Raw genomic sequence first — 26,729 nt, 5'->3', positions numbered from 1 at the left:
AGTGGCCATCAATAAACTGCAAGCTAATAAAGCTTAAGCAGTACATTGTTCCTTTAACACCTGTTGCTCATAACGGTTGATCAATAACACCCCAGTGCTTTGTGCCAACTGTTCAGCCTTTTGATGCATTTTATCAACGACATCTTGTTGTTGATATTCCGCTAACACAAACACGTCTTCTAAATACCAAACGGGGGCGAGTAATAAAGATGAAAATGATGGGTATAATTGCGTAAAGCCCACCATATGATCGTCTTTAATACACACAAAAATCATGGTGTCATTTTCAGCAAGACGATGCTTTAAAAAGGCATGGCAAGCAGCATAATCCTTAGGTTGATTTAATTGTTGGCGATACAAATCAAATAAGGCGCTTAGTGGTTCTAAATCGATGCTCGAAGCAAGACGAATTTGCATTTATCATCCTTGAAAATAGTCATCACAGCAAGATGAGTCGCTATTGATTAAGTTAATGAGTCATTATGCTACGCGCCGTTAACAACCCAGTGGTTTTATGCGCAAACAGACAATGAATGTGATCATGATTGTGATTGTGAATCTAAATGTTAACAAAGCATTAGTTTGCTAAGCGAACAAAACATCATCACAATACGAATATAAAATCTATTAATTACATAAACTTAATTTAGATATTTAACAATCTAGCATCAATAAAGACCAAAGTAAATTAATCTGTTTCTACTGTAAAATAATCCCTAGTAACGAAATTTATTTGTTACTATGACTCACTGTGACCCTGCATTCATCAAGAAATCTCCTATGAAATCCTTTTTTGCTCAACTTCGCACAAGTTTTAAACGCCGTCCTCGCTATCAAAAATGGCTATTTTGGCTCGTAAGCGTGTATCTACTCTTGTGTGCCATTTTAGGCGGGTTAATTCCTGCGGTTGCTAAACAACAACTGCCACAGCAATTAAGCGATATATTGGGTCGTCAGGTGACATTGCAAAACGTTGAAATTAATCCGTTTACGACAGAACTCACCGTCACAGGCTTTGCGATAAACGAACAAAAACAAGACGCTCAGTTTGTCAGTTTTGAGCGCTTATATGCCAACTTACAAGTGTGGCAATCGATACGGTTAATGGGCCTGGTCCTCGAAGATGTCGTGCTTGAACAACCTAAAATTCAAGTTAGCCGCAGCCAAGATAGCCAGCAACATGATGTGTTTAACTTCACTGATATCATTGAACGTATTGCCAGTAATAGCAGCGCGCAGCAAGCAGAGCAACAACCTCAATCGGCAGAAATGTTGTCGATGCGCATGGCGAACATTCAACTCATTGACGGGACATTTACGTTAAACGATAAGGTCACTGACACTAAAATCAGCTACCCGAATATTCAACTAAAACTAAGCCAATTTGACAGCATTATGGCGGCTATTGATGATCAGCAAAACTTGGTTAATCAATTTAATATCGCCATTGAAGATCAATTCCAAGGGGCATTAAGCCTGCAAGGTCAGCTACAGCTGGCACCACTCATGCTCCAGGGTGATATCAACGTTGCCAAAATCGATTTATCGCGTTACTGGTCTTTTATCGACCAATTGTTTGCCATCAATTTAGCCCAGGGCCAACTCAGCGTGAATGGACACTTTCGTGTTGCGCTGCAAAATGCCGAGTTTGAGCCAATAAGCGACATTCACATTGCCAAAGCACGCGTGGTGATTGAAAACGTAAAAGCGGTACACCTACAAGATGAAAAAATCTCGATTGGCGTTCTGGCGTTAAATAACATCAATGTTGATACCCCAAAACAACAGGTCACCATTGATGAGTTTTACAGCGAAAATGGCAAAATCAACCTAAATATTACTCCAACTGGTGCAGATCTCGTTGCCTTGTTACTCCCAAAAAACACTGAGTTAGTGGTTAGCAGTGACGATGCAGCGACTGCAACTACAACTACAAATACAAAAACTGCCGAAACGGAAACCACAGCAACTGCAACCACTGCAATTGAAAACTCAGAAACAAAAACCGCCGCTATTGATACTACAACTATTGATACTGCAGCTACTGAAACGATAGCTATTGATACGACAGCGACTGAAACGACAGCGACTGAAACGTCAGACACTGCGGTGCAAATTGAATCCTCGGGCACAGACAGTCAAGGCAAGCCATGGCTCGTTACGCTCAACAAATTCAAGCTTGAACAGTACCAAGTGACATTAGGTGAAGGCATTGCTAGCGACAACATTATCATATGGCAACTCGGCCCGATTAATGTCAGTACCGGCAAAGTTATATCAGACTTTTCTAGCCCGATAGATTATCAATTCTCAACCGTGATTAACGAGCAAAGCCAATTGAGTTCCACTGGCCAAGTCGATGTATTGGCGCAAAGTATTGTTGCTGACATAGATTTTAGCAACATGATGTTGACGCGCTTGCAGCCGTATATCGCTCCTTACATTAACGTCACGTTAGAAGATGGGGTATTTTCAACGCAAGGAAAGCTCATTGCAGACGCTAACGAAACCTTAATTTATCAAGGCAGTGCCAAAATTGAACAGCTCGACATTACAGATAATGTGCTTAAGCGGCCTTTATTAAATTGGGAAACCATGGCGATAAACCAACTGTCTTATGACCGTAAACAAGCCAAAATAGACATAGACGAGATTAACTTCGACGCCCTCTTCGCGCGTTTAATTATTTCAGCTGACCGAAGCACAAACATTAGCCAATTGATCCATGACAATGGCCCTGACCAAGCAGACGCGACTGCAAAGGATAGTTCGACAGAGCCAAAGTTAGCGGCTACAAATGAAAACGCCGAACAAGAAACCACAACAGATACGCCTGAAATGCAGCTCAACATTAACAAAATTGGCGTTAAAGACAGTTCAGCCTTTTTCGCAGATAACTCGTTAACGCCCAATTTTGCTTCCGGCATCGAAATGCTCAATGGCGAAATCACTAATTTATCGTCTAACCCGCAAACCACTGCATCAGTCGACTTAGCCGGTAAAATAGATAAATATGCACCAGTGACTTTAAAGGGTGATGTCAATCCTCTGCTAGAACAACCGTATTTAGACTTAAACCTCAACTTCAAAAAAGTAGAGCTCACATCTGTTAACCCTTATTCGGGCACTTACGCTGGCTATTACATCGATAAAGGCCAGCTGTCGCTTGATTTAAACTATAAATTAAAAGACAACGTGCTTGTTGGCAGCAATCATCTGGTTATCGACCAGCTTAAACTGGGTAAACGCAGTAATAGTGACTTAGCAACCAGTTTACCTGTTAGCTTGGCAGTGGCATTGCTGCAAGACCGTCACGGAGTGATTGATTTAGGGGTAGATGTGTCTGGTGACATTAACTCACCCAGTTTTAGTTTTGGCAGTATTATTATTAATGCCATAGGTAACTTAATCACCAAGGCGGTAACATCACCATTCTCATTTATTGCAGGGCTAGTTGGCGGTGAAGAAGCCATCGATAAAGTCGGCTTTGATTATGGTGTCAGCGCCATTGAGCATCAACAACAAGTCACCCTGGATAAATTGGCCAGCGCCTTAATCGAAAGACCGTTATTGAATCTTAATATTAAGGGTAGTGTTGATGTGGCTAACGACAAACCTGCGCTGGCAGAACTGAAATTACATAGAAAACTGGCTAAAACGGCTGCCATTAAACTGCGTGCGCTGCCTAAACATTTATCGGCAAGCCAGTTCCCAGTGTCAGGCCCGCTAACCGACGCGCTTTATACATTAGTGGAACAAGAGTTAGGACAACTGCCAGACGACATTAAGCAGGCTTTATTAATAGAAGCCCCAGAGCTTAGCCCACAAGAGCTCACTACGCGCTGGCACATCGCGCTTTACAATATGTTAAAAAACAATCAAGACGTCAGCATTGATGATTTAGGTCTGCTTGCTCAAGCACGCGCCAGAGCAGTGAAAGCCTATTTAGTCGAACAGGGCCAAATTGATGCTGGAAAAGTTTTTGTACTCGAAAGCCGTATAAACACCAATCAAACAGCGGCCTCGGCGTTGTTAGAGCTGCAAGCAAAATAACCCGAGCTTGTTATCTGCGCTTAAGTTGGAGTAGACTGCGGCTAATTTAATTAAGGCCATACCACCACAAGGTTTTGGTCTTCACATGATGATACTTGAGGATAGATATGTTCATTGTTCGCTGGATTTTAGGTCGAATTATTTTATTATTAAATTTTGTATTTGCGCCTAAAAAACGTCAACGCCCGCAAGAACAACAAGCCGTTGTCGACCAACAAACTCAGGCACTGGCGCTCTATCAATATGCTGCGTGTCCGTTTTGTGTAAAAGTACGTCGTGAAATGCGCCGTCAAAACTTGAACATCAATATTGTTGATGCCAAACAAGAACACAACAAAGCCTTACTCACAGCAGAAGGTGGTAAGTTACAAGTACCTTGCTTACGTATCGAGCAAGATGGCCAAACACAATGGTTGTACGAGTCTAAAGCCATTACGAGCTATTTGAACGAACGTTTTGCCTAGATGCCCTGAGCATTAATAAATAAGCCGCACTTGTTGCGGCTTATTTTTGGCTGTTTAACAGTGTAAACCCTCTCTTTAAGTTAATTTACCTTGCTGTGGGCTATCATCCTTCCAACCGCTTAGGTTATGATTTACGCCATTATTTTGCTTTAGGGGTTTATCTGTGTTTAAAAATAGTCTGGTAATATGTAGCGTGGTGTTATTGAGTGCATGCAGTTCAAGCCCACCCGACCCAATGGATTTTGCCGGACAATTTCGCGACACCTTTAGCACGCAAATAAAAGGTGACGGCATTAAGCTATTCACCTATAGAGCAAAATTGGCCACGGCAACAGATCGCCCTCTGCCTGGCGAACAACCTCACGACCAACGTATAAACCGCCGTAAGCAAGACATGCAAAGTTATTTAATTGAACAACGCAATGCAGAAGAACGCCTTGAGCTGTGGCATCAACAAGTTGATTTGGGCCTACAAAAAACCATCGAAATGAGTGGTTACTGCAAAACGAGTTTTGTCGAGTTAAGTCGTTATGTGGAACCCGATCGTGCAGAAGTGCGCGGTGAGTGTAATGACGGCGCGACTGAAGAAGACATTAAAAAATTCGGTCGCTAATGTCGCAGCAACCGCTTCTTGAGCGGCGCTTTGTTGTACTAGTTATAAATTGCTGTATCCAGCACCGCAATTGAGCTAGAATTAGCCTCCAATTTTCTCGTGAAGTTGCCGACGGCCGTTAGACCAGCGCCTTCACGCTTTGATAAGCCATTTATCTTCTGAAATGATATGAATAGTTTGTCGTTTACACAGTAAGAAGTCAGATGAATAGAAAGCAAGAGATGATCAAAAAGTTGGCCAAACGTGCCAAAGCACGTGCCAACAAAGTGGTGCCATCGAACCCAAGCACTAAAACGGTTGAGCGTTATATTTCTAAAGCTGATCGCGAAAAAATCGCCTTAGCACAGGCGGCTGAGCAAGCTGCTGCCACGAGTGAAACAACTGAAACGACTGTTGTTGACACTGCGACAGAAGATTCAGACAACAAATAAGCTTATTAACACCTTAGACGTTAATGACTAAAAAGCCCTTATTGCATGCAATAAGGGCTTTTTTAATGGCGCATGACTGAATGTATAGTGGTTCCCTGTCAAAGTCATGCAACGCAGTGTAAGCCCTTTATACCAATTCTATTAATTATGTGACCAATCAGAGCCACTCAGATTGTTCAGTTTGAGGCGCATTGTTGAAATAATGGTTATTCCCTTTTAAGGCAATGCAACAAAGAAATGAACGGTCTGAGTGTCTCCTGTAAGGCGGGTTTCTGTGCCTTCCATGCTGCTTAATAGCATTTTGACGTAGAACAACTATGCCTACAATTCTATTACTTGCCTAGAAGACACAGAACTCCCGCTGAATGACCAGATAATTAGTGGAATTGGTATTTACACTCGCCTAAAAGGTATGTCCTAGCCGTTTTTGCTCTGCGCACTCGCCATTTGAACAAGAACAACCATCACTCTATAGCGACGCTTTAATCAAAAACAGCTGAACGTATTCTGAGTGATTATTTATTAATGCCGATTGGTATTACGTGTTTCTTGCTCAGCTAATTGCTTGCACAAGGGCTCTTCGTCTAACTGCGCCATCTGAGTTCGTCCTGGCATAGGCGATGGCGCGGCAACCATATCAATATTGATGGCATCATCTTCCAGTAATTGCTTGTTGGCACCGGCTGATACCAAGCCTTGCTGGCTGATTTTATCCACTAATCGATAAGCACATACAATACCGATAACGCCAAAGATAATCGCGCCAATCACCTGGCCAATTAACACGCCGTACACCCCGCCCCACTGCGCACCGAAATACACAAAAGGGATCGTGCCAATCGTGGCTTTGCCAACATTAAACATCGTCGAATACTTCGCTTTGCCTAAGTTATTAAATGAGGCATTGGCAATAAATAATATCCCCGAGAAAATGAAGAACACAGCGATATATTGACAGAAAAACAAAATCAATTCGGCAGCATCGCCTTTCATATCAAAACTACTGATAATCACATCTTTTAGTAAAAACAGTAGCAACGACATAGCTAATACATACACAACACAAAACTGTATTGCCTTGGTCAAGCTTAGCCTTACTCGCTCGAACTCATTCGCACCAAAGTTCTGACCCACGATTGGGCCAACGGCCCCCGATAAAGCAAAAATCATCCCAAAGGTCACCGGAATTAACCGACCTAACACAGCCCATCCTGCCACATAACTGTCGCCAAAATCTGCAATCGCTCGTGTTACCACAGCGTTGCCAATAGGAGTCGCCACATTCGTCAGCATGGCTGGCGCTGCAATCGCAAAAATCACCCCTAAATCTTGTTTAAACTCAACCCAGGAAAATTGACCTAATAACTTATGCTTAACGACAACCCCACGAGCAGAAATAATAAATACCGCGATACGCGCCAATACCGACGCAGCAGCAGCGCCTTCTATGCCCATCGACAAAGTAAAAATAAAGATCGGATCGAGTACGGCATTAACGCCACCACCCGCGAGTGTCGACATCATCGACAATTTAGCATCACCCACCGCACGCAGTGCGCCGCCTAACGCCATGGCCAAACAAATAAATGGCAACGAGGGCACTAATATTGTTAAGTAGCTTTCAGCCAGTTCAGCAGTTCGCCCAGTAGCGCCAACAAGTGCCAGTAATTCTGGAATAAAGAGGTATACAACAATGGCCACCAGCACGCTGGTTAACAGCGTCACTATGGCACTGTTTAAAAATAACCGTTTGGCTAACTTGATATTTTTTGAACCGATGGCTTTGGACACCAAAGCGCCAAGCGCAATCGATAAACCTATGCCAATCGAGGTGGTGAAAAATGAAATCGTACTGGCATAACCCGCTGCGGCTGCAAGCTCAATTTCACCCAATAAACTTAAAAAGAAAATATCGAGTAAATCAACAACGAATAACGCCGAAATGCCGACCGCCGCGGTCGAACTCATCACCAATATGTGACGTAAAATAGGGCCTTCGACAAACTTAGCTGTGGTCATGCGTATCCTTTAATAAAAATCACCCAGCAAAACCAATCTCGATGATAAAGCGCTGGGTCTATAAAATGGCAACATTAATGATGCACATCAGAGTTTTTCTAACTCGCTGCCACAGTGATTACAGTAATCAGCATCGTTGTCGTGACCTTTTTTGCCACAATTACTGCACTTACGTAAATCACGGGTTCTCACCATCTCATGAGAAATCTCCGCGGTTAAAATCCCCGTGGGTATGGCAATAATCGAATAACCAATTAACATGGTTAATGCGGCAATACCCTGACCTAGTGGCGTTTGTGGCGTAATGTCGCCATACCCTACGGTGGTAATCGTGACTACGGTCCAATACATGGATTTAGGGATCGAGGTAAAGCCATTATTAGGCCCTTCGACTACATACATAATCACACTGAGCACCATGATGATTAGGCTGACCGAAAAGAAAAACATAAACACTTTACGGCTAGACTGCACCATGGCTTTTAATAACAAATGGCCATCACTTAAATAGCGCAACAGCTTTAGCACTCTAAATACCCGGAATAAACGCAGCACTCGTAGTGCTAAGGCCACGTTTGCCCCAGGGAAAATCAAGCCTAAATAACTGGGTAAAATCGACACTAAATCGACCAAACCAAAAAAGCTGCGAGCATAATGTAAGCGATTGAGCGAGCAATATAAGCGTAATATGTACTCAACGGTAAACAATACCGTAAAGCTCCATTCAGCGATACTAATAAGCTGACCATATTGCTCATTGATGTGCTCAATAGTGTCAATAAAAATCAACACTACACTCAGCACAATGCATATCATCAAAATGATATCGAAACGTTTACCTTCTGGCGTTTCAGTGCCAAAAATAACATTTCGGAGTTTTTGCTTTAGCGGACTGTCGGACTTTTCTTCGGCATTCATTTCAGGTTTCGCTATATTAGGCAATCTTTTAGACCAACTTGCAAAAAACTTGCAAATAAACTCGGTTAACTAATATCAATTAACCCTTGATGTCGTTAAAATCTAACATTGACTGCCGAGTTTTAACATTCGGAATTAGTCATTTTACAATAAAAATTAAAATGGTCATTGGTTTACGGAGATTTCATGCGCGCGTTGTCTATATTATTTATGGTTATGTTTTTTTGCCCACTGTTGGCAAATGCTTCTTCATCTCAATCATTAAAAGCCAAAGTTGACCTCGTTGTGGTGAACAAATCAGAATCTCGCTTGTCTGTGATGCGCGACGGTAAAGTGGTTAAGAGTTACCTGATTGCCATGGGCGATGTACCGCAAGGACACAAACTCAAAGAAGGCGATCAGCGCACCCCACAAGGTCGTTACACCTTAGATTATAAAAAATCTGACAGCGCTTTTTATAAATCGATTCATATTTCATACCCTAATGAAGAAGATAAATTACGTGCTGATGCATTGGGCATTCGCGCCGGTGGCATGATTATGATCCACGGTGAGAACCCACGCTCACCTTTACCGCCAGAAGAAGCTCAAAAGTACAATTGGACCAACGGTTGTATTGCGGTAACCAACAAAGAAATGGACGAGCTTTGGCAAATGATTGATGCCGGCACTCCAATTGAAATTTGGCCATAGCCACTGCCGTTTTACGTTAATAATTGTTTGAGTGTGCACATGAACTACCAACATCTACAACAAACCTGGGCTGACTTTAGCGTGCGGATAACCGCCTTTATTGAGCAGTTAGGGCTAGACCGTTTATCTTTACAGGCCGATCACGCCGCATTGCGGGTTAATAACAACCAAACAGCGCAGTTACTTGCTGATGAATTTAGCCAATATGGCGAGATTATTTCAAATAACATGATTAATGGCAGACCCATTTTAATCATCAAGTTAACTGAGCCATTAGTGATGGGTAAAATGCACATTAATTGTGTTGAGCTGCCCTTCCCATCATATAAAACCTATCCGATAGAAGGATGGGAACACATTGAATTGGTGTTTCCCTCTCAAGCAAAAACCTGTGAAACGCTGATTACTGAACTGATTGGGCACGCGCCGCAACTGGCCAGCATCATAGATAATGCTCAAGCTGGGGTTGGAAAGATTAAAGTGAAACAGAGTTCACCAAAAGGTGATAACGAACGCTTAGCCAACCCAACCATCGCATTTAAAGCCAATGGCATTTGCGTAAAAGTGCATCCGCATGATATTCAAACTATTATCGCCAGCGAACAATAAGTTAAGCAGCTTGATGACAGTACGATTATACCAATCGGCATACTTAACGTATTTAATTTAACGTATTCAACGTTTATTTTTACGTTTAATTAGAAATCGTAGCGCAAGGAAGTGCAATAGGGGTAGCGCGGTATACGCGAGTAATATTGAATCAAAAAAGAATATCCATTTTACGATTAGCCACTTCTCTGTTCCGCTGCACAAGCTGTGACCTAAAAATGCAATACACTCATCATTTGGCGTCATCAACATCATAATGGCAATAACAAAAATACCCACGAAGATGGATGAGCGTTTAACCATTTCAATGATAAGCGCTTTAGTTGGTTTTACTTTAATCAACATTGAGCTTCATTCAATCAATGAATCTAGTCATAAATAGACTATTAGGATCAGCCTGATAATTCGCAAATGGGCCGCAATATTCAAAACCATGACGTTGATACAAACGTCTTGCGGGGGCAAAAAAGTCCATCGAGCCGGTTTCTAAACTCAACTGCTGATAGCCTCGGCGTTTTGCCTCATTGAGCAAATGCAATAACAATTCAGTGGCCACGCCCTGGTTTCTCGCCGCTGCGGATGTGCGCATTGACTTAATTTCGCCATGGGTTTCATTGAGCTCTTTTATCGCCACACAACCTAACACTTCGCCTTGAAGCTTCGCGCACCAAAACGTAATACTAGGATGAGTTAGCGCATCGATATCTAACGCATGCACACTCTCTGGTGGTGAAGTCGCATACATGTCTGCCAAGTGCGCTTGTAATAATTCAATCACACCAGCACCTTGTAAATCATCCACCAAAATATCCATCGACTAACATTCCTTTTGCATTGAGATTATTAATTAAGCGTCCAACCACAGATATAATACCAATTCTATTAATTATCTGGTCATTCAGCGGGAGTTCTGTGTCTTCTAGGCAAGTAATAGAATTGTAGGCATAGTTGTTCTACGTCAAAATGCTATTAAGCAGCATAGAAGGCACAGAAACCCGCCTTGCAGCAGGGGCTGATTACACTTTTTGACCAGCACCAAAAATAATCTCTTCCCTGAAATCATCACTCCAACAAGCCCTATTGAATTTCTGATTCTGGCTTGTTTTAGCGGGATGTAGCTTCACTAGATTTAATGCCCAACGCCTTAAAATAGCCAGAATACTGGCACCATCTTCATCATACATCTTCTGCTTATCTTCTTGAAATAGTGTATCTAAAAGCCAATGCTGATTATTTTCCGTTTGCCAGTGAGCCCTAATCGCTGTACCAAAGGCTTCTGATGTCAATACTGCACTGCTGACATAAAAGTGTGTATCTATACTGGTTTTGTTACCCACTTTTCGATGACGCTCTACTGCGATTAATGTTTTTAATTGAGACCATTTCATCGTTATCTCAGCGGGTAAATTCAATGGACACTGAAACGTTATCCGTTTTTCAACTCGACCATGGCCTTTATCATCTTGCGTAAAGCATTCGGCATCTGGGGTATTTGTAATGTAATCAGCAAATTGTGCCTGTACTGCCTCGTACAGCTTGGGCTGATTACCTTTGACTTGCAAAATACAATGCCCACCTTCTTTGACAATATAATCAAGTGTTTGTGTCTGGCAATGCAGCGCATCAAATGTCAGTAACTCCGACTTCAAATCAAGACACGTCAGCAATTCTTGAACGAGTTTGAGTTCACTCTTTTTGCTCGCACCTGATTTAGCGCTGAAGACTAAACCAGAGCCGGTATCATATGCAGTGACCATATGTAATGCAGCGCTTGAGGCTGATGCTTTGGCACCTTTAAGCACTTTCCCATCAATCGCAATAGAAGAAAGTCCTGTGCTAAGCCGATGCTCGTTAACCCAACTCAACAAGGCATCTAGCAAGGATTGCTTTGACACTCCTCTGAAAATGCGACCAATACTCTGCTGGCAGGGAATACCATTAGCGAAGGGGCGATATTGACGCAGCCACATCAGTTTTAATGTCCCGAATTCGTGGCAATCGGCCCAACTTTGCGCACCTGATATCACTGCGCTCAGGACGAGGAAGCAGATATCAATGACATCATGTTCTTGATTTATATGGGAACGGCAATCAGTAATCTTATCGAGATGTTTAAGCATATTAAGTATAAAGACAAAGAAAAAGAGCGCTATTTGATCACACTGGCGAGATCAATCAAGCTATTTTTTATCTCTTTGTTTTTAAAAAGGATGTATGAAAAGCGATCGAGTATGATCAGCCCCTGGCCTTGCAGGAGGCACTCAGACCGTTCATTTCTTTGTTGCATTGTCTTAGAAGGGAATAACCATTATTTCAACAATGCGCCTCAAACTGAACAATCTGAGTGACTCTGATTGGTCACATAATTAATGGAATTGGTATAATACTGCTTATTATTTGCACTGAATTTCAGCTTTTAACCAGGGATGATCAATAGACGTCACCCCGCCTAAAAAAATCCCACCATCCGTTTTGCCTTTATTTTCATCGATAACATCATAGCCATTTGGGCATAATTCAATGGCGCGAGTACTCCAAAACATGTTCAGCATTTCAATTGAGGTTGTGCCATTACCATAATATTCTACAAGGTAATGATTTTCAGCCAACACTTTGTCTTTATATCCACCAGACCACGTATACGCTTGGTAACCTGTCGCACAACCGCTTAGTGATATACATACCGCAATTAGTCCTAAACACTTCATATATCGTCATCCCTCGCGTGACATAAAATCTTATGAAAAATACACAATAAGTTAACTGATTATTTTACTGTCCGCTAGAAATTAAATACTTGGTTTTAACATTATGACGTACTTCTGTATTTAACCAATAACCACCTGATTTTCTTTGTCTATACGCTTACTCACCACAGCGCGGCTTTCGTGTCTAAGTAAGCCGAGTAAAAATAGCGTTCCCATCATCACCACACTGGCAGAAACATATAAACCAATATCATAATTGCCAAAAAACTCGGCTAAATAACCCGTCGGCACAGGTGCAATAATTTGCGCGGCGCCGTAGGCTAATGTCATGGTGCCCATAAACTTCGCGGGATTACTGGGGTAGAACTTTCCTGCCATGGTAAGCACTAAGCTGACACACGCTATAAAGGTGCCACCAAATAACAATGCGCTAATAATGACCACGGCTAAGTTGTCGTTAAGTACAGGCAAAATAATCCCCACTGCTTGCAAACAATACGCGGCTAACAGTGCTTTAAGGAAACCTGTTTTACGCGCAATCCGGTCCCATATTAACGCGGCGGGAGTGGCTGCGAGTCCAATCAATAAAAAAGTTAATCCACCTTGGCCTTGCAGCCCTTCTGTTCGCTCAACAATATCGACAATAAAGGTTGAACTCACAACATATCCATAGCCCGCACAAAAATAGGCAGACATCATCAGTAACTTAAATGTGTTTGTCGGTGGATTGTCCTGTGCAACCTCCCCTTGTTGTTCACCCGCCGAAGGATGCGGCATCCATAACCAGGCGGGAATAGAAACCACTAGCGCCAACACCCCTAGCGCTAACCATTGCTGCTGCCAATCAGCAGACAACCCAAGCATCAGTTCGAACAAGAGTGAAGTGATAATAATACTCAGGCCAGCGCCTGCAAAATGAATACCTAATTCTGCACGATGATTGTGTCTTACCAACCATTTTAAAATAAGCCCAGATGCAATAATAAAGCCGCCAGAGGCACAAATCCCTGCAATAAAACGCAATACAGCCCATGCAACAATGTCAGTCGTCATCACCATGGCGACTGAAGTCACCACACTCAAGAGTAAATACACACGCTGTAAATGGTATTTGTAGTGCAGATTATGCAGACTCGCAGCAAGCAAAACACCACTCATGTAACCCATAAAATTAGCGGTTGCCAGCCAACCACCTCCTGACTCGGTTAGGCCAGCACTGTCCTGCATTACGGGTAGTAGCAAACTGTAGGAAAAGCGTGCTACGCCAACGGTAACAATTAAACTGCAGATCCCTGCCAAATAAACCCGAAATTTTGTCAGTTCCATTAACATTTATTGCCGCCTAATCGAAAAATGATTCACTGACAATACGTCAACCTGTTAATCTAAAAAATTGAATTATTGAGAACTTAAACTTCTTGTATTGAGAACTATACTGAGCACTATATTGGAGCCATATGGAAATATTGACGCTTAAAACGTTCAAAGCGGTAGTAGACGAACAAGGTATTAAAGGCGCAGCCGATAAACTCAATACCGTTCAGTCCAATATTACCAATAGGATTAAAAAGCTTGAAACCGAAATAGACACCAAGCTGTTTACCCTAACAGGCAGAAAACTGCAACTCACGCCCAGCGGACAGCTGTTATACGAATATGCAGAACAAATATTACAACTGGAATACCAAGCTATTTCAGCGATGTCACGCAATAAAAACACCTATGAACTGCGTGTTGGCATGCCTGAAACATTTGCCGCCGTACACATGCCATTAGCGCTCAAACAACTTAAGCTCAACCATGCTGAAATTAAAACCAAAATCCATACTGATACCAGCGAACGCCTAGTGTTTTCGGTACTCAATAATAAAGTCGATTGCGCTGCAATAGGCAATGCTCCTCAGCATGAAAATCTGGTAGTGATCCCAATCGTTAAAGAAGAGTTGATCATGGTAACGCCGCGAGACAGCGAATATGACCCGGTATTATTGGTTAGAGATGAAGGGTGTGGTTATCGACAACATGCCATGCTCTGGCGACAGCAAGCAGGCCGTGGCAGTGATGAGCTAATGATAATGAGTAGTGCTGATGGGGTATTGGGCTGCATAGCTGCGGGGTTAGGTTATACCATTATTGGCAAAAATATGGTCGCTGGCAGTCGTTATGAAAAGTCTCTGGTTATGACGCCTGTGAGCCATGGTCCAAAACATGTTCAGCTATCGATTGTCTACCACAAAAATAGCCCGCTAGAGTCAGGAATATTGACCCTTGCAAAGCTGTTAACCAAGTAATAACGGTATGTTCAAGTCATCAACAATGGTTTATTCATTACCGTGATGGCTCTGCCATACAAATCAACTAACCCTTTATAAAGTACGACAATCAACTCAATCACAATTTGTTCTGGTAGCACCTGAATAGAATCACTTGAATAAAGTCACTTGAATAAAGTCATTTGAATAGAGTCACTTGGATAAAGTCTCATCAATAACGCCACTTGAGTAAAGCCACGCCCAATACAATCACTCCGATATAGTCAAAATGACAATTTGCAGTCATAAAGACACTGATTAAAAATGTCATTATGACAGTACTTATTCCACAAAAATATCACCAGCCATATACTTATCAATCACTTAGCTAGTTGGCACGCCATCTGCAATAACGAAGTTAACTTTTGAAACTTTATCTTTAAACATTAACTTCTACTTTATTACAGGTGTACTTATGACCATTCACATTAAAAATAACATCAACTGGGTTGGCCAACGCGATTGGGAAATATTGGACTTTCATGGCACTGAATATAAAACGACTAAAGGCACGAGTTACAACAGTTACCTTATTCGTGAACAAAAAAATGTCTTAATCGATACCGTTGACCATCGCTTCAGCCTGCAATTTATTCAAAACCTTGAGATGGAAATTGATCTCGATAAAATTGATTACATTGTCATTAATCATGCTGAAGAAGATCACTCTGGCGCATTAGCCGCACTCATGGCAAAAATCCCTAATACCCCAATTTATTGTACCGAAAATGCTATCGATTCCATTACCGGATTACATCACCACCCTGAATGGAACTTCAATATTGTCAAAACTGGCGATAGCCTAGATATTGGAAATGGCAAACAATTGGTCTTTATTGAAACCCCAATGTTGCACTGGCCAGACAGTATGATGACCTATTTAACCGAAGATGCCGTGTTATTTAGTAACGATGCATTTGGTCAGCATTATTGCGATGAACGCCTGTTTAATGACGAAGTTGACCAGATTGAATTAATGGATCAATGCTTGCGCTATTATTCCAATATTTTAACCCCATTTAGCGCATTAGTGACCGCAAAAATTAACGAAGTTTTGGGCTTTAACCTTCCCGTTGATATGATTGCCACTGCCCACGGTGTCGTGTGGCGAGATAACCCAACTCAGATTATTCATCAGTATTTACAATGGGCTGATAATTATCAAGAAGATCGCATCACAATCTTCTACGACTCAATGTCTAACAACACCCGTTTGATGGCCGATGCCATTGCTCAAGGGATCCATGATGTCGATCCTGGTGTGTCTGTAAAAGTGTTTAATGTGGCTCGTCACGACAAAAATGACATTCTTGCGAATGTATTTCGCTCTAAAGGCATTTTAGTCGGCTCATCAACCATGAACAACGTCATGATGCCAAAAGTCGCGGGCATGTTAGAAGAAATAACCGGTTTACGTTTTAAAGATAAAAAAGCCGGTGCTTTTGGAAGTTACGGTTGGAATGGCGGCGCTGTTGACCGTATTCATACCCGCCTGACTGACGCCGGGTTTGAAACCACTGTTGGCCTAAAAACAAAATGGAAACCAGACGGTAAAGCAATGCGCGAATGCCGTGAGCATGGCCGCCAAATAGCCAAAAGCTGGGCGTTACATGATCTCAGTAATGTCGATTCCATTTCATCTTCCCTTACCCAATACAAACCCGTAAAAATGCCAGAAGTGAAAACACCTACAGCTCAAACATCTTGTGCATCAACCACCAGCAGTGACGATAAACAAGACATGTTATGTACGGTATGTAACTGGGTTTATCAACCGGTATTAGGTGAGCCAAATCAAGATGTGCAGCCGGGAACCCCTTGGTGTGAGGTACCTGACTTTTTCCTTTGCCCTGATTGTGGTTTAGGTAAAGACGTATTTGTGCCTATTGACGCGAGGAAAGCATCATGAATGCACCTATCATCATTATCGGTAGCGGCTTTGGCTCATATCAGTTAATCAAAACGATTAGGCGCACAGACAAGCACATACCCATAACGGTTTTTACTCTTGATGACGGTCATGATTACAATAAACCAGATTTAAGCCATGCATTCAGTCTCCAGCAGACAAGCGCCGATTTAATTCGTCAGTCGGCTCAGGAGTTTGCTTCAGAGTACAATATTACCTTGCATGCACTCACTCGAGTAGACAGCATTGATAGCCAACAACAAAGTGTATTGGTTAATGGTACTGCCTACCCTTATTCACAATTAGTATTGGCTACTGGAGCAAAAACATTTGTGCCTCCCATGCAAGGTAACGCAACCAATAAAGTCATTACCTTAAACAGCTTACAAGAGTTTGAAAGCGCACAGCAGCAATTACACGAGGCAAAGAGAGTATTGGTTATTGGCGCTGGGCTTATAGGCACCGAAATCGCCATGGATTTAAGTCACTGCGGTAAACAAATCGTGATGGTAGAGCCAAGCAAAGGCTTAATGGCGAATATGTTGCCAGAGCTCGTCGCGACTACACTGCAACACAAGTTAATTGAGGCTGGCGTTGAGTTTGAATTTGGCCAAACAATAAATGCATTAGATCACAACGGCTCGGCAATATGCGCCACGCTGAGTTCAGGTAAAACCGTGGGTATTGATTGCGTCATTTCAGCTGCTGGATTGAAGGCTAATGTTGGTTTAGCCCGACAATCTGGATGTAAAGTGAATAACGGTTTAGTGGTTAATAACCAGCTGCAAACCTCTGTGAATAACATTTACGCCTTAGGTGATTGCGCCGAAATCAACGGTAAGGTGATGTCCTATTTACAGCCGATTATGTTAAGCGCCAATGCCTTAGCCAAAACCTTATTAGGCCAACCGACAGAGCTGAAACTGCCTGCGATGTTGGTCAAGGTTAAAACGCCACAAATGCCTATTCAATTAGGCGGTAATACCGTAACCGATGTAGCCTCTTGGCAGGTGGATATTGATGCTCTGGGTTGTTCAGTAAAAGCCTATAACGACCAAAAACAGATTATCGGTTTTGTGGTAACCCAAGGACACATGAGCAATACCTTCCCATTACTTAGAGCCTTACCAGCAAGCCTTTAGCATTTAATCGAGTAGGCTTTACCCTTAAAGCCTACTCATCAATCAATTTAACCTGAATTGTGGATAAGGGATGAACTGATGCTATTTAACATCAGCATGTTAACCCTCCTCACTTTCAAGTTTGTCATTTGTTATGCTAACAAGGCGAGTTGACGTGTTAATAGCTAGCCTATTGTAAGTCGATTCAACGCAGTTAGCAGGGCAAAGGACTGATTGAAAGACGTTTATTATCCCAAGTTCAGATTATTTAGGAGAACATTATGTCTCATCAACGTATCCCAGCAAATTGGACTATTCAGCGTTCTACACCATTTTTCACTAAAGACAATGTGCCAGATGCATTGCTAAGTCACCACAATACCGCCGAAGGTGTTTTTGGTCAGCTCTGTGTCATGGAAGGCGTGGTCACGTATTATGGTTTTGCCAACAGCGAAGCGACTGAACCTGAAGTGAAAGTCGTGATTAATGCAGGCCAATTTGCTACCAGCCCACCGGAGTACTGGCACCGTATTGAATTAAGCCCTGATGCCCAGTTCAATATTAATTTCTGGTCTGAAAAAGATAAAACCGGCCAGGCGATGTTTAACAAAAAATAATGCACTACTATTCTGATTAATAAAGCTATTAAAGACATATCCTCTACAGATAAATCGCTTGTATGAGATACATGCAAGCGATTGATATAAAGTTTAATCAGCGCTTTAATTAACGGTAAAGTAAAAAACAATTCGGCTTAGTTAGGCCGCTTAGTACCCAGTGAATTCCGGTTGATCAGTGACTATTTTTCAGTAAATATTATGTCACCATAATACGATTCTGCATTTTTGCCGCTGTTGTCGGTATCGGTCATAATCGCAATCATATCGATGTATTGATAAGCTTTGCGATTAGCTTTTTCACTGCCTTTATCGCCAAATGTGTCAATCAAATCTTGGTACACATTGCGTTTTTCGTCATACCACTGACCGGGTTGCGATTGCTGTCCTCGCACAGACATCATTTTAACACTTGATCCTGCAAAAGCGTTGTTCCACACCAAGCCTTTGTCTTGATTACTCGACCAAATATAGTTTAATGATTTAGTGTTCCACACCATAAAACCGCCATCCATAACCACATAAACTCGCGCCACAAAGTCATCTCCCGCTTTACTGCGCTCGTCTAACGGCGACAAAGTCTGTTCAACTAACCAACTCCAGTTTAGATAAGGCGTAGCAATGAGGTCAATTTGCTTTTCTAGCACCAGTCCTGATGCAGAATGATGACTGAGTGCTTTTAATGCTAGGCGCCCTTTATAGTCTTCAACGCTGTAAATTGATTCACCAGAGAATACTTTAGAAGTCCAACTCTCAATCCCATTATCACTCAATAAAGTCACATTAATTGCTGCTTGCACATTCACACAAACAGTTACGCTACAAAGTAATATCATCCATCGCAACATATGCATCTCCTATTCCCCTGCTCGCTTATAAACACTCAGCTCATACACACAGCTCATACACTAGAATGGGCTAAACTGAGTGAGCTATTTTACCCATTAATCATGATGATAAAGAATGCAGCAAGACATAGCACATGTACCATCAATAGATAATTTCATTTTAATGTTAAATCACGTAAACTACGCGCTGTTTTTTTAAGTCTATTTTTAGGTAAATCATGATCCGTTTAAACCAAATAAAATTGCCTCTCGACCATAATGAAGATGCGCTGCAAGAGCTCGTATTGCAAAGGCTTTCTATCTCAGCGGATCAACTGGTTGATATACATGTGTTTAAGCGTGGCTATGATGCCCGTAAAAAGAATTTAATTTCGTTAATTTACACATTAGATGTGACATTAGCCAACGTAGACGAAGCCGCGTTATTGGCATCACTTGCTGACGACCATAATATCCGCGTATCACCAGATACCGACTATAAATATGTCGCAACAGCACCTGAAGGCTTAACGGAACGCCCACTGGTTATCGGCATGGGACCTTGTGGCTTGTTTGTTGGGCTTATGTTGGCACAAATGGGCTTTAAACCGATTATTTTAGAGCGCGGAAAATCTGTCCACGAACGTGCTAAAGATACTTTCCGCTTTTGGCGTACCAGTGAGTTAAACACCGAATCTAACGTACAATTTGGTGAAGGTGGCGCGGGTACATTTTCTGATGGTAAGTTATATAGCCAAGTTAAAGACCCTGGATTTAAAGGCTTAAAAGTTAAACAAGAATTTGTGGCTGCGGGTGCACCAGCCGAAATCATTTATGTGAGTAAACCACATATAGGTACCTTTAAGTTGGTCACCATGGTGGAAAAAATGCGCCGTGAGATCATTCGATTAGGCGGTGAGATTCGCTTTGAAACCCGCGTTGATGAAATCAATATTACTGACCGCCAAGTCACGGGTGTGACGCTGAGAAATGGCGAAGTATTGCATTCTAAGCATGTCATTGCTGCGATTGGTCACAGCGCCCGCGATACTTTCCAAATGCTACATGATAAAGGCGTGTATATGCAGGCGCAGTCATTTTCGATTGGCTTTCGTATTGAACACAAGCAAGAGATGATTGATAAAGATCGCTTTGGCATTAACGCGGGTCACCCAATGTTAGGGGCAGCTGATTATAAGTTAGTCCACCATTGTAAAAGTGGTCGCAGTGTATACAGCTTTTGTATGTGTCCTGGCGGTGTGGTTGTGGCGGCTACGTCAGAAGAACATGCGGTAGTGACTAATGGCATGAGCCAATATTCGCGCAGTGAACGTAATGCCAACAGTGCCATCGTGGTTGGCATTGATCCAAGTGATTTTGATAACGATCCACTTCAAGGTATTGCGTTACAACGTAAATTGGAACGCCACGCCTATATCATGGGCGGCAGTAATTACGACGCCCCTGCGCAAATGGTCGGTGACTTTTTAGCGGCAGGAGTGGGTAAACCGTTTGAAAACGTCGAGCCGTCTTATAAACCTAACGTAAAAATGACCGATTTAAGCGATGCATTACCGCAATTTGCTATCGATGCTATTCGTGAAGCCATCCCGGCATTTGGTAAAAAAATCCGTGGTTTTGACAGTAAAGATGCCATGTTAACCGGCGTTGAGACTCGCACCTCGTCACCGGTACAAATTAAACGTGGTGCTGATTTCCAAAGCATTAATACCAAAGGTTTATACCCTGCAGGTGAAGGTGCCGGTTATGCTGGCGGGATTTTATCGGCGGGTATTGACGGTATCAGTATTGCAGAAGCCGTTGCGTTAGACATGATTAAAGAAATGACAAACAGTTAAATCCATCCTGAGTAAACAGAGCAATCATAATTGAATGCTCTGTTTACTGCTTATTCACCGCAACAATAATATTTTACTTAACCCGAGCTCTCTAACTTACCGCTACTCATGATGAAATCTTCTAATAGCTCAAGAAGTAAGAAGTAAGAAGTCCACGTTCAACTCAATAACATGACCTCAAATAACATGACCCATCAATAGAGGGTTCCGGTTCAATAACCATACCGCCCCCCTATGTGCTTAATACTATTTTGCCGCTTTCTTAGCTGCCAGCACGGTCGCCATTGGCGGTACAATCGAGACGGGATCTAAACGCATTTGGAACCAGTTTAAACGCCAATCTAAATGCGGACCCGTTACTCGACCGGTGGCACCGATTTCAGCGACGTTTTCACCCTGCACAACTTTATCACCGACCTTTAAATACAGTTTACTCAGGTGCAAGAAGGTAGAGCTAACGCCATAACCGTGGTCGATAATCACAGTACCACCAGAATAAAACATATCTGGCTCGGCTAACGTAATCACACCATCAGCAGGTGCAACGACAACGGTGCCAGTTGGACGCGCGACATCAACACCAAAGTGTGGATTGCCAGGTACATCGTTGTAAACCCGCTGACTACCATAAACGCCCGAAATCCTGCCTGTGACTGGCCAGATAAACGATTGCATAAAAGCTTGTTGTTGACTAAAGATATCTCGCGCTGCTCGGGTTTGTATCGCATCTTTCGCCGCCCTTGCCTGCGCGATAGGATCAGGCTTCATGATTTTTTGACTAATCCCAGTCACACGGTCAATTTTGTATTGTTTGGTTGCAATTTTTAGCGGCTTAATTTCGGTTAATCCGTCTGGGTAAGTCACTTTAAAGAGTTGGTCAACCGCGGCATCACGATCAAAACCAATCGCAAACTGTCCATTAGGAGTCACTTTTACCGCTTCACCATTAAGTAATATTTTACTGCCAGCTGGCACGCTACCTCTGACTAATGCCCCTTGCTCAAATTGGCCTTGAAATGTCACGGCGGCTGCAAAGGTGCTGAAACACAATAAGCTCGCCATCAATATGGCGGCGACAGAAATCACTTTACCAGGAGATTTTTTTAATAACATTAAACCGCATTCCTTGTGAAATAGATAAAAAAAGGGCCACCTTTTGGCAGCCCGTTTATATTACTCGATTAACCTTTTACCGCAATGGCTCCTTTGCCAATACCTTCATAGGCAATCACTTTAAAGTGACTTTCTGGCACTTTATTCGCCAATGTATTGGCCATATAATCTGCGAGTAATTCGACTGTTGTATCGTGTGGGATCAAATCACAGCACTCTTTTGGCATCGCAAGTTGAAAATCACCTTGAGGCGCCATGTAATGGAAACCAAAATGGGTTTTATCGCTAATATTGGTTTGTTTAGACAATGCTAAGGTATCAACCGGTACAAGATCTTCTTCGGTACCGAGATACACATCTTGCCAACGTTCGGCCCAGTATTGGTCCCACTTAGGTTCTGCGATGCCGTTTTCAAATACGGTGACAGGGCTTCGATGGCCGTGTGCAATACGCTGACAGTTACCGTCGTGTTTACGTAAACCATGGCTGTAATGGTAAAACGGTGTATTAAGCACTTCACTGCGTAACGTTATGCTAATACCTTGAACATTTTCGGGTAATGCTTCACGCAAGGCTTTTTTGAGAAAGTCGTTAACGCTTTCGTAATCAATAATTTCGGTTGGAATAAGCGCAAAAGCTTGCGACGGGCACGCTAGGTGAATATCACCTTTTTGACTTGAGAAATCCATCCATACCCGATCGCCTTTTTGCTGCCAACGTACTTCGCTGCAGGCGGTAGGGATAAGTAAGCGATGATCAGCAACATCGTCTATGGTATTTTTAATGATGCGTTTTACTTTAGCAAAATCCAACACCATATTTTGGTCATCTAAACCACCATCTAACAATATATCGACGATCCAGCTTTCTCCTACCATGCCACGAATGGGGCAAAGGTATGAAAAATCGATAACGGTTAAATCTTTTACAAACAGTTGCATTAATGCTCCTAGGCAGAAAAACAGTCCACCTCAGTTTAAATGTATTCCGAATGGCGCTTGCCAATGGAAAAAGTATCTTATGGCATCTTTATACGATGAGCTATCACTCCTTGGTCTAATACTTAGACGGAAAAGTCATCCGACTCATCATTAATGCCAATAACACAGACATTCTAAACAAAAGCCAGCCACGGAGCGAGTAAACATAAGCGATTAGTTAAAAAAACTCGCTAATGCTTAACGAGTAATTTAATCCATTGATATGAACATGGTGTCAGGTAAGCGTCACGGTGAGATATGAAAGCGGTAAAATGAACCACGTTAATCGGGATCGGTTAAATTTGGGTCTAGTTCTGCGTTAAAAAATACCACCAGCAAGCTGATAAGAATCAAACACTGGCAACACAATAGTAAATAAATCATCAATGAAGACATGCGGTTATCCCTACGAAATCCTTTTCAGTACAGTAACAAATAACCGTGCAGAAAATGTGCAGACTTCAAGGAGTTAATGTAAACAGGGCATCGATTACTCGACCTTATAACCCACTCCGTAAATAGAGTGTAATACTTCTTTTTGTTTAGTCACCTGAGCCAGTTTATGCCGTAAGTTTTTGACGTGACTGTCGATAGTACGAGAGCTCACAATACGATCATCGACATAACACACTTGCATTAAGCTGTCGCGGGAGTGCACAACACCGGGACGTTTGAGCATTGTTTGTAGCAACCTAAATTCAACCGGTGTTAACTCAACTTCTTGTTTATCAACATGGCATTTAAATCGCTCAATATTTAAGTCGATGTGTTTGTATCGAATAATTTGTTCATTTTGACTGCCTTGGGTATTTTCAACCCGTCTTAAAATGGTTTTGACCCTCGCAACCACTTCTCTTGCCGAAAAAGGTTTACACACATAATCATCGGCTCCGAGTTCCAGTCCCATCAATCGGTCAATTTCGTCAACGCGAGCAGTGAGCATTAATATTGGCATCATAGAAAACTGACGAATTTCGCGGCAAATCGTTAAGCCGTCTTTATAAGGCAACATTAAATCTAAAATGACAAAGTCGATTGACTGATTTTTAATCGTTTCAATCACATCCCTACCGTCGTATTGCACTTGTGTGTTAAAGCCTTCTAACGATAAAAAATCAACCAATATCTGCGCAATCTTTGGCTCGTCTTCTACCACTAATACAGTCATTGGCTGTTGATGAGCAAATCCACTCATATTGACTTCCTTAACAAAGGTAATTGGACTCTTATGCATAATCCACCCATTAATGATGGGGTTGCGGTAATACTACCGTTATGCGCTTCGACGATATTTTTACAGATAGTAAGCCCTAAACCTGCACCACTGCCTCTGCGAGTTCTCGCTATATCCTGGCGATACAGAGGTTCAAACAAATGTTCACATTCCGCTGCTGTCGCACTGGGTTTGGTATCGTTAATGGTTAAAATAACCGTACTTGCTTGCGATGTTAACTGTACGTCTATATTGCCAGGGCTGTCGGTATACGCCATCGCGTTCATCAATAAATTAATAAACAACTGTTCTAAACGCCTAACATCAGCAGAAACAAATAGCATTGGCGTAATCTGTTTACTCAGCGTTAAGCCTTTTTCATGCATAGATGAAGCAATACTAACCAAGGTGCTGTCTAACGATTCGCTAATATTTACCGTCGTTAAGTGATAACGAAGTCCACCCACATCTGACAATGACAATTCATACAAATCGTCGACCAAATGCTTCATTCTTAATACTTCTTGTTCAATCGATACGAGCTGTGTTGAGTTAAATGCTCTGATCCCTGCTTTAATTGAATCTATCTCGCCACATAAAATACTCAACGGTGTGCGTAACTCATGGGAAATATCCGCCAACCAACGATTTTTAGCACTGCGGTTTTTCGATAACGTCATCGCTAAATGATCAATATTAGCCATTAACTGCCCGAGTTCATCGGCGCGTTGAGTGTCCATGACTCGCTGGTCATAATCGCCCTTAGACAAATACGACACACCTAACATCACTTGTTTTACCGGCACCAATAAAAAGCGCGCTAACCACCATGCAATTGCACTGGCTAATAATAAACACACAAGGCCAATGCCAACGCTCGTCCATCGCTGTTGCTGGGCAAATGCCGTTGCAGATGACGAAACAATTTCTCGCATGGGATTACTGTATAAGTAACCAATCACTTGTTGGTTGTACATCAGCGGATAACTAATGGTATCGACTTTTTTATCGATTACAGTACCTGCAATATATTGATCGTCTGCCGAATATAACCCTGTCGGTGGGCCACCGCGATGGCTCGAAGCGCCTGGACGCATATTAGGTGGTGCTTGACGAGGACCTTGACGTGGTTGTTCTGCTAATCGACCAGCCGGACGAGGTGGTTTATCAAAGCCATTGGCGTTATTGTCTCTGGGAATACGCGGCAAACGAGAGTGTGTCAAAATAGTTTGGTTTAGTGAGTTTTGGCTAAGCTTGTACCAATGGAGTACCGACTCATCGTCTTCTGTTACTGCAGGTAAACTGGTTGCATAGAGTGTCAATATATCTTCAGACAAGCTGGCCAGGCGCTCTTGCTCTAAGCTATTAATGTAATCTAAAAAACCTTGGTCAAAGCTCCACCGCGCTAACGATAACGTGGCGATAAGCACAATACTGGTTAAGCCAACAAAGGCTAAAAATAGTTTTTAGGATATTTGCATAAAATACAGTATAACCAGCAATATAACGCCGCACTAGTGACGCGTAAAATCTGAATACAATCTCCTTTAATTCTGCACATTTTCTCCACATTGTTGGTTTATATTACCTTAAGAAACCCATTTAGGAATGCCATCATGACCCTTAAACCAATCAATATCACTTTACTTACATTGAGTTTAGTTGTCTCTGCAGCTGTGTTTGCCAATCCTACCGGTCGCAAACCACCACAGGAGGCAATTGATGCCTGTGCAAGCAGTTCTGAAAACAGTCAAGTCAGCTTTGAAAATCGACGTGGTGATACCCTTGAAGCGACCTGCAAAATGATAGACGGTGAATTAGTCGCTGTACCAGACAATGCGCGAGATGACTCGAATAAACCACCGAAAAAAACGTAGTTAACGCAAAATATTAAGGAGGGAATATGCAAGTAACTAGCGGCAGTACCTCGATGCAAATGTCATCGACAGAGAGTACACAACGTCCACCTCGTCCTGACGGTCCGCCACCACCAAAAGGTGGAGTTCCACCAGGATTAGACAGTGCAGTGTCGACATTGACAGAAGAAGAGCAGCAATCAACGACAGAGATGCTGGCTTCATTAACTGAAGAACAGCAAATTGAATTAAAGTCAGTTTTAGATGAGTTAAAGCCAATGACTGAAGGATTATCAGACGATGATATCGGCAGTGTTTTTTATGAAGCTTTAAACAGTATTTACAATAGTGGCGAGACACAAACCGCCAACAGTAAATCATCTACCGTGAATGTAGACGTATACGCATAACACG

Annotated in this window: 26 protein-coding genes and 1 pseudogene; 13 read left to right on the top strand and 14 right to left on the bottom strand. The window is 42.3% G+C overall.

Annotated elements, in window-relative coordinates:
• Positions 1–33: 33 nt before the first annotated feature.
• Complete coding sequence (locus tag AC19MV_RS19425) at positions 34–417, bottom strand: GNAT family N-acetyltransferase (protein ID WP_498309624.1); 384 nt, start codon at positions 415–417, stop codon at positions 34–36.
• Between the two features lie 363 nt (positions 418–780).
• Here AC19MV_RS19425 and AC19MV_RS19420 point away from each other — a divergent pair, with 363 nt between their 5' ends.
• The 4 genes from AC19MV_RS19420 (at position 781) to AC19MV_RS19405 (ending at position 5,561) form a co-directional block, all read left to right on the top strand.
• The gene (locus AC19MV_RS19420) at positions 781–4,053 is read left to right on the top strand and encodes a DUF748 domain-containing protein (RefSeq protein ID WP_498309622.1); all 3,273 of its coding nucleotides are present in this window, start codon (positions 781–783) and stop codon (positions 4,051–4,053) included.
• A gap of 107 nt (positions 4,054–4,160) precedes the next feature.
• The gene (locus AC19MV_RS19415) at positions 4,161–4,517 is read left to right on the top strand and encodes a glutaredoxin family protein (RefSeq protein ID WP_432403876.1); all 357 of its coding nucleotides are present in this window, start codon (positions 4,161–4,163) and stop codon (positions 4,515–4,517) included.
• Positions 4,518–4,680: 163 nt separating this feature from the next.
• Positions 4,681–5,130 (top strand): hypothetical protein, encoded by a 450-nt coding sequence (locus tag AC19MV_RS19410; RefSeq protein WP_432403879.1) that lies wholly within the window; start codon positions 4,681–4,683, stop codon positions 5,128–5,130.
• Between the two features lie 203 nt (positions 5,131–5,333).
• Positions 5,334–5,561 (top strand): DUF2986 domain-containing protein, encoded by a 228-nt coding sequence (locus AC19MV_RS19405; RefSeq protein ID WP_498309620.1) that lies wholly within the window; start codon positions 5,334–5,336, stop codon positions 5,559–5,561.
• A gap of 522 nt (positions 5,562–6,083) precedes the next feature.
• Here the strand turns inward: AC19MV_RS19405 and AC19MV_RS19400 are convergent.
• Together AC19MV_RS19400 and AC19MV_RS19395 are read right to left on the bottom strand one after the other, a co-directional pair.
• Positions 6,084–7,580 (bottom strand): MATE family efflux transporter, encoded by a 1,497-nt coding sequence (locus AC19MV_RS19400; protein ID WP_432403884.1) that lies wholly within the window; start codon positions 7,578–7,580, stop codon positions 6,084–6,086.
• Positions 7,581–7,667: 87 nt separating this feature from the next.
• Entirely contained in the window at positions 7,668–8,498 is an 831-nt protein-coding gene (locus AC19MV_RS19395; protein WP_432403887.1) for an ion transporter, read from the bottom strand.
• A gap of 210 nt (positions 8,499–8,708) precedes the next feature.
• Here AC19MV_RS19395 and AC19MV_RS19390 point away from each other — a divergent pair, with 210 nt between their 5' ends.
• Complete coding sequence (locus AC19MV_RS19390; RefSeq protein ID WP_432403972.1) at positions 8,709–9,191, top strand: L,D-transpeptidase family protein; 483 nt, start codon at positions 8,709–8,711, stop codon at positions 9,189–9,191.
• 39 nt (positions 9,192–9,230) lie between these two features.
• Complete coding sequence (locus tag AC19MV_RS19385; protein WP_498309618.1) at positions 9,231–9,800, top strand: VOC family protein; 570 nt, start codon at positions 9,231–9,233, stop codon at positions 9,798–9,800.
• Positions 9,801–9,866: 66 nt separating this feature from the next.
• Here the strand turns inward: AC19MV_RS19385 and AC19MV_RS19380 are convergent, their stop codons facing one another.
• From AC19MV_RS19380 to AC19MV_RS19360, 5 genes are all read right to left on the bottom strand, one after another.
• Positions 9,867–10,145 (bottom strand): hypothetical protein, encoded by a 279-nt coding sequence (locus AC19MV_RS19380; protein WP_498309617.1) that lies wholly within the window; start codon positions 10,143–10,145, stop codon positions 9,867–9,869.
• A gap of 10 nt (positions 10,146–10,155) precedes the next feature.
• Complete coding sequence (locus AC19MV_RS19375; protein ID WP_498309615.1) at positions 10,156–10,614, bottom strand: GNAT family N-acetyltransferase; 459 nt, start codon at positions 10,612–10,614, stop codon at positions 10,156–10,158.
• Between the two features lie 202 nt (positions 10,615–10,816).
• On the bottom strand, positions 10,817–11,920 hold the full coding sequence (locus AC19MV_RS19370) for an ISAs1 family transposase (RefSeq protein WP_498309613.1): 1,104 nt from the start codon (positions 11,918–11,920) through the stop codon (positions 10,817–10,819).
• Positions 11,921–12,193: 273 nt separating this feature from the next.
• Positions 12,194–12,508, bottom strand: a complete 315-nt coding sequence (locus AC19MV_RS19365; RefSeq protein WP_498309611.1) for a hypothetical protein — start codon at positions 12,506–12,508, stop codon at positions 12,194–12,196.
• A gap of 120 nt (positions 12,509–12,628) precedes the next feature.
• A complete protein-coding gene (locus AC19MV_RS19360; RefSeq protein ID WP_498309609.1) occupies positions 12,629–13,840 on the bottom strand; it encodes a YbfB/YjiJ family MFS transporter in 1,212 nt (403 codons plus the stop codon).
• 125 nt (positions 13,841–13,965) lie between these two features.
• Here AC19MV_RS19360 and AC19MV_RS19355 point away from each other — a divergent pair, with 125 nt between their 5' ends.
• From AC19MV_RS19355 to AC19MV_RS19340, 4 genes are all read left to right on the top strand, one after another.
• The gene (locus tag AC19MV_RS19355) at positions 13,966–14,799 is read left to right on the top strand and encodes a LysR family transcriptional regulator (protein WP_498309607.1); all 834 of its coding nucleotides are present in this window, start codon (positions 13,966–13,968) and stop codon (positions 14,797–14,799) included.
• A gap of 436 nt (positions 14,800–15,235) precedes the next feature.
• Entirely contained in the window at positions 15,236–16,729 is a 1,494-nt protein-coding gene (norV, locus tag AC19MV_RS19350; protein WP_498309605.1) for an anaerobic nitric oxide reductase flavorubredoxin, read from the top strand.
• Complete coding sequence (gene norW / locus AC19MV_RS19345; RefSeq protein WP_498309603.1) at positions 16,726–17,871, top strand: NADH:flavorubredoxin reductase NorW; 1,146 nt, start codon at positions 16,726–16,728, stop codon at positions 17,869–17,871. The genes norV and norW overlap by 4 nt, the downstream gene beginning before the upstream one ends.
• 260 nt (positions 17,872–18,131) lie before the next feature.
• Positions 18,132–18,467, top strand: coding sequence for a TehB family protein (locus tag AC19MV_RS19340; RefSeq protein WP_432403911.1), 336 nt, complete (start codon positions 18,132–18,134; stop codon positions 18,465–18,467).
• Between the two features lie 182 nt (positions 18,468–18,649).
• Here the strand turns inward: AC19MV_RS19340 and AC19MV_RS19335 are convergent, their stop codons facing one another.
• Positions 18,650–19,315: a DUF3047 domain-containing protein gene (locus AC19MV_RS19335; protein WP_498309601.1), complete on the bottom strand. Its 666-nt coding sequence runs from the start codon at positions 19,313–19,315 to the stop codon at positions 18,650–18,652.
• A gap of 218 nt (positions 19,316–19,533) precedes the next feature.
• Here AC19MV_RS19335 and AC19MV_RS19330 point away from each other — a divergent pair, with 218 nt between their 5' ends.
• On the top strand, positions 19,534–21,153 hold the full coding sequence (locus AC19MV_RS19330) for an NAD(P)/FAD-dependent oxidoreductase (protein WP_432403916.1): 1,620 nt from the start codon (positions 19,534–19,536) through the stop codon (positions 21,151–21,153).
• 246 nt (positions 21,154–21,399) lie between these two features.
• On the opposite strand, the gene AC19MV_RS19325 is transcribed toward AC19MV_RS19330, so the two are convergent.
• The 5 genes and pseudogenes from AC19MV_RS19325 to AC19MV_RS19305 all read right to left on the bottom strand — a co-directional run.
• Positions 21,400–22,215 carry a M23 family metallopeptidase gene (locus AC19MV_RS19325; RefSeq protein WP_498309678.1) on the bottom strand — a complete coding sequence of 272 codons (816 nt, stop codon included), beginning with the start codon at positions 22,213–22,215 and terminating at the stop codon, positions 21,400–21,402.
• Positions 22,216–22,334: 119 nt separating this feature from the next.
• Complete coding sequence (locus AC19MV_RS19320) at positions 22,335–23,207, bottom strand: 6-carboxytetrahydropterin synthase (protein ID WP_498309599.1); 873 nt, start codon at positions 23,205–23,207, stop codon at positions 22,335–22,337.
• 529 nt (positions 23,208–23,736) lie between these two features.
• Positions 23,737–24,441, bottom strand: a complete 705-nt coding sequence (locus tag AC19MV_RS19315) for a response regulator (RefSeq protein ID WP_498309597.1) — start codon at positions 24,439–24,441, stop codon at positions 23,737–23,739.
• The gene (locus AC19MV_RS19310; RefSeq protein ID WP_498309677.1) at positions 24,438–25,139 is read right to left on the bottom strand and encodes an ATP-binding protein; all 702 of its coding nucleotides are present in this window, start codon (positions 25,137–25,139) and stop codon (positions 24,438–24,440) included. The genes AC19MV_RS19315 and AC19MV_RS19310 overlap by 4 nt, the downstream gene beginning before the upstream one ends.
• A pseudogene (locus AC19MV_RS19305) lies at positions 25,140–25,913 on the bottom strand (HAMP domain-containing protein); the annotation flags it as partial.
• Positions 25,914–26,075: 162 nt separating this feature from the next.
• Here AC19MV_RS19305 and AC19MV_RS19300 point away from each other — a divergent pair.
• The gene (locus tag AC19MV_RS19300) at positions 26,076–26,336 is read left to right on the top strand and encodes a hypothetical protein (protein ID WP_498309596.1); all 261 of its coding nucleotides are present in this window, start codon (positions 26,076–26,078) and stop codon (positions 26,334–26,336) included.
• A 26-nt stretch (positions 26,337–26,362) separates the two neighbouring features.
• Positions 26,363–26,725 (top strand): hypothetical protein, encoded by a 363-nt coding sequence (locus tag AC19MV_RS19295; RefSeq protein ID WP_498309594.1) that lies wholly within the window; start codon positions 26,363–26,365, stop codon positions 26,723–26,725.
• Positions 26,726–26,729 lie beyond the last annotated feature (4 nt).

This window comes from Shewanella sp. MF05913, from assembly GCF_059758095.1.
This window is presented reverse-complemented; position numbering and strand designations above follow the sequence as displayed.